Annotated in this window: 4 protein-coding genes; all 4 read right to left on the reverse strand. The window is 67.6% G+C overall.

Features of this window, described 5'->3' with window-relative positions:
• Positions 1–89: 89 nt before the first annotated feature.
• A complete protein-coding gene (locus HWN72_RS02200) occupies positions 90–1166 on the reverse strand; it encodes an LLM class flavin-dependent oxidoreductase (protein ID WP_211149693.1) in 1077 nt (358 codons plus the stop codon).
• Complete coding sequence (locus tag HWN72_RS02205) at positions 1163–2068, reverse strand: aldo/keto reductase family oxidoreductase (RefSeq protein ID WP_211149694.1); 906 nt, start codon at positions 2066–2068, stop codon at positions 1163–1165. Before HWN72_RS02205 ends, HWN72_RS02200 begins: the two co-directional genes overlap by 4 nt.
• Positions 2069–2079: 11 nt before the next feature.
• A complete protein-coding gene (locus HWN72_RS02210) occupies positions 2080–3096 on the reverse strand; it encodes a LacI family DNA-binding transcriptional regulator (RefSeq protein ID WP_211149695.1) in 1017 nt (338 codons plus the stop codon).
• A gap of 145 nt (positions 3097–3241) precedes the next feature.
• Positions 3242–4590 (reverse strand): alpha-glucosidase (locus HWN72_RS02215; RefSeq protein ID WP_211149696.1); only part of this gene is annotated, 1349 nt, incomplete at its 5' end.

A 4590-nucleotide genomic window follows, 5' to 3' on the forward strand; every position in this document is an offset into this window, starting at 1 on the left:
AGCAGGTGGTGGAGGGGGTGGACTGCCCCCTCCGTCAGCCCTTCGGGCTGCCACCTCCCCATTGCTTCGCAACAGGGAGGATACGCATCTTACAGCACCAGCGGCGCGTGGTTGATCTGCGGCAGCACGTGCCGCGAGAACAGGTCCGCCTCCGCCGCATGCGGATAGCCCGACAGGATGAAGGCATCGATGCCCTCGGCCTGATAGGCCCGGATCTTCGCCAGCACCTGATCCGGATCGCCGACGATCGCCGCGCCGCAGCCCGAACGTGCGCGGCCGATACCGGTCCACAGGTTCTCTTCCACGAAGCCGTCGCCGCCCGCAGCACCGCGCAGTTCCGCCTGACGGGTCACGCCGACGCTGGCGGTGTCGAGCGACTTCTGGCGGATCGCCTCGCCCGCCGCATCGTCCAGCTTGGACAGCAGGCGATCGGCATAGACGCGCGCCTCGTCCTCGGTCTCGCGCACGATGACGTGGGCGCGGTAACCGAACTTGAGCGTGCGGCCGTACTTCGCCGCGCGTGCGGTCATGTCCGCGATCGTCTCGCGCACCTTGTCCATCGTGTCGGGCCACATCAGGTAGACGTCGCAGCCCTTGGCCGCAGCTTCGCGCGCGTCTTCGGACAGGCCGCCGAAGTAGAGCGGCGGGCACTTACCCGATACCGTGGTGATGCGCGCCGGGGGCAGGTCGAGGTTGTAGAACTCGCCCTCGTACTTCAGGTGCTCGCCGTTCAGCATGATCTTGAGGATCTGCATCACCTCGAGCGTGCGCTGGTAGCGGGCGCGGCTGTCCAGCTTCTCGCCCGGCAGGTCGGACGAGATGATGTTCACCGTCAGACGGCCGCCCAGGATGCGGTCGAGCGTGGCGATGCGGCGCGCCAGCTGCGGCGGCCAGTCCTCGCCCATGCGCACGGCCCAGAGCAGGCGGATCTTCTCCACCAGCGGGGCGATGGCGCCCGCGAACATGGTGGTGTCGATGCCCAGCGCATAGCCGGAGGGGAGCAGGATGTTGTCGAACCCGCCCTTTTCGGCCTGCAGCACGATGTTGCGGCAATGCTCCCAGCTGGAGGCCAGCGCCGGATCGGGCTGGCCAAGGAACTCGTAGTCATCGTCGCACAGCGCCGAAAACCAGCTTACCTCACAGGTCTTGTCAGTGGTGGTGCTCACGGCAGGGGCTCTCCTTTCGATGCGACCAGTACCGCGTACCAGCTGGCGCGGGTCCAGCGGACCTTGAGTGCGTCAGTGGCTTCCGCGATCCGGTCGGCCTTTTGTGATCCGACGATGGGGATGATGCGCGCCGGGTGCGCCATGATCCAGCTGTAGGCGGCCGCGGTGCGCGACACGCCGAACTCTTCCGCCGCCTGATCGAGCAGCGCGGCGACTTCCTTGCTGCGGGCGTCTTCCGGCGCGGCGAGACGACCACCGCCCAGCGGCGACCATGCCAGCACGGCCATGTCCATGGCGATGGCCTGGTCCAGCTCGCCGTTCTCGATCGTGTCGAGGCGCAGGGCCGAGATTTCCGGCTGGGTGGAGACGATCGGCAGGCTCACGAACTGCTGCAGCGTGGCGATCTGGCTGGTGGTGAAGTTGGAAACGCCGAAGCTGCGGATCTTGCCCGCCTTATGTGCCGCTTCGACGGCCTTTGCGATTTCCGAAGGGTGCGTGAGGATGTCGGGACGATGGATCTGCCACAGCTCGACGCTGTCGGTGCCGAGGCGGGTGAGCGAGGCGTCGATGGCGCTGGTGAGGTATTCGGCGCTCGAATCGTAAGGCAGGGGGGGCATGATGCCGCCCTTGGTGGCGATCACCAGCTTCTCGCGCAGGCCCGGTTCGCTGGCGAGCGCCTTGCCCAGCAGCGCTTCCGCATCGCCGAAGCCGCCCTTGCCGTCGAAGCCGTAGATGTCGGCGGTGTCGATGAAGTCGATCCCGGCATCCAGCGCGGCATGCAGCAGGCGCACGGCATCGGCGGCTTCGCCTTCCATGCGCCAGTTGCCCCAGGCGAGGGCGGAGACTTCGATGCCGCTCTTGCCGAGCTGGCGGCGGGCGGCCGGGGAGGGGAGGTAGGTCATGGGTGTTCCTGTCAGGAGAGAAGATCGGGATTGATGCGGGAGACCGAGGCGCGCTCGATCAGGTCGTGGGGAAGGCGCCGGTGCGTGGCCTGCGCCCCTTCGAGAAGAAGCTGCGTGGCTGCATGCGCCAGTTCGCGGGTGGGCTGGCGGATCGTGGTCAACTGCGGCCAGACCATCCGCGCGACCATGGTGTCGTCGAAGCCGACCACCGAGAGGTCGTCGGGCACGCCCAGCCCCATGTCGTGCGCGACGGAGAGCACGCCCGCCGCCATGTCGTCGTTGCTGGCGAAGATCGCGGTGGGACGGCGCTTGCCCTTGAGGAAGTGGTGAGCCGCCGTGACGCCGCTGTCGAAATCGAACTCGCCCGGAGCGATCAGCGCGGGCTCGAACGGCAGCCCCGCGCGGTCTAGCGCGCGGCGGTAGCCGAACAGGCGCTCCTCTGAGGCCATGTGGTTGGAGTGCCCCTTCACGAAGCCGATGTGGCGATGGCCGCGCGCGATGAGGTAGCTGGTCATGTCGTCCGCCGCCTGGGCGTCGTCCATGAAGACCGAGGAGGTCATCGCATGGTTGGTGCCCGGCGAGATGCGCACGAAGGGGATGTCCATGCCCTCCAGCGCCTTCAGCACCGGCACGCAGTCGGTGACGGGAGAGGAGAGGACGATGCCGTCCACATGCGTCTCGGTGACGAGACCGCGCACCTGTTCGCCGACCAGCGGGTCGGCCACGTCCACCGGCTGCGCGAGGAGGCGCGAGCCGTTCTGCTGGCAGGCTTCCCAGCAGCCCATCTGGATCTGGTTCATGTAGTAGGGGCTGTGGTTGTCGTAGATCAGCGCGATCTGGCCCGACTTGGTGCCCGCCAGAATGCGCGCGGCGACGCTCGGCCGGAAGCCGAGTTCCTGCATCGCCTTTTCGACGCGCTCCTTGGTGTCGGTGCTGACGTAGCGGTGCCCGTTCAGCACGCGGCTGACCGTCTTGATCGATACGCCCGCCAGCGCCGAGACGTCCTTGATGTTGGACCGTTCGCTCATGTGCTCTCCCCCGTGCACGACGCAGGCATCCCGCCCCACCGTCCGTCATTGCGAGCGAAGCGAAGCAACCCAGGGCGGCTTGCGCACGCGCTGGATTGCCGCGCCCCTGCGGGGCTCGCAATGACGAGGGAGGGGGGAGGTGTCGTCATGCCTTCAACGATGCGAAGAGAGGCGCGAACTTGCTGCCGGGCAAGTAGAAAACAGGCGGCTGGCCATAGGGCGCGGCAACCGTGTGCGTGCCGGGGGCGAAGTCCTTGCCGGTCCAGAGGTGACGCCACGGTGTGTCGCCGGGCAGGATGACCTTGCGCTGCGTCGCCTCGGCTTCGACGATCGGCGCCACCAGCATGTCGGCACCGTAGAGGTACTGGTCCTGCACGCTGAACAGCACCTCCTCGAAGTAGTGCAGGAACAGCGGGCGCTGCACGGGCAGACCGGTCGCCACGGCCTCGTCGCTGAGGTGGCGGACATAAGGCGCCAGCGCCTTGTGGACGCGCGACATCGCGGCGAACTGGCCGAGCAGTTCCGGGCTGGAATCGATCTGCAGGTTGTCGTCCGGGCGGTTGCCTTCGTGGCTGCGCATCACCGGCGAGAACGCGCCCAGTTCGCACCAGCGCATCATCAGGTCGGCGGTGCGGACATTGCCGTGGAGGCTGGTGTAGCCGCCCACGTCGCTGTGCGAATAGGCATTGCCCACGAGGCCAGCCGACAGCGCGGCGGTGAGCACGGTGTTGATGCCGTCGTGCCTTGTGAAGTCCACCGACTGGTCGCCCGCCCACAGCAAGGGGCAATGGGCCTGAACACCCGAGAACCCGGCGCGCATGAAGAACACCGCCTCGCCGGTCTTGCCGCGAGAAGCCACGGCGCGCGCGTTCGCTTCGGCCCAGAGGACGGGCCAGCGGTTGTGCATCAGCATCGGGTCGCTGCCGTCGTGGAGGCGCAGATCGACCGGCAGGTACTCGCCGAAGTCCGCCATCCAGCCCGAAAGGCCGAAGTCCAGCATCTCGCGGCCGATTACGCGGTCTGCGAACCAGTCGAGCGCGGCGGGGTTGGTGAAGTCCACCACGCCGCAGTCGAACTCGCCGAAATCGACGAGATAGACCGCGTCCGAATCCTGCCGCAGCGCGAGATAGCCCAGCGCCTCGGCCTCGGCGTACTGCTTGCCGTCATTGGCGAGGTAGGGGTTCACGTAGCCGAGGAAGCGCACGCCTTTCTCCGCCAGCGCGGCGATACGGGCGGGGAGTTCGGGATAGCGCGCCTCGTTCCACGACCAGTCCCAGAACAGGCGGCGGCCGAAGCTGGTCTGGCGGATGCCGATCCAGTCCTCGCACCACAGGCCGGAGATTTCGGCGCCCGCGTCCATGATCTTCTCAAGGCGCGCGAAGCTGACGTCGCCTTCCTTGAGGCCGACGATGGCGCCGCCGATCGCCCAGTCGGGCAGGGCGGGCTGGCGGCCGAAGCGGCTGGAAAGCGCGCCGACCAGCGCAGGCAGGTCGT

The organism is Novosphingobium sp. HR1a, from assembly GCF_015594425.1.
Classification (GTDB): Bacteria; Pseudomonadota; Alphaproteobacteria; order Sphingomonadales; family Sphingomonadaceae; genus Novosphingobium; species Novosphingobium resinovorum_A.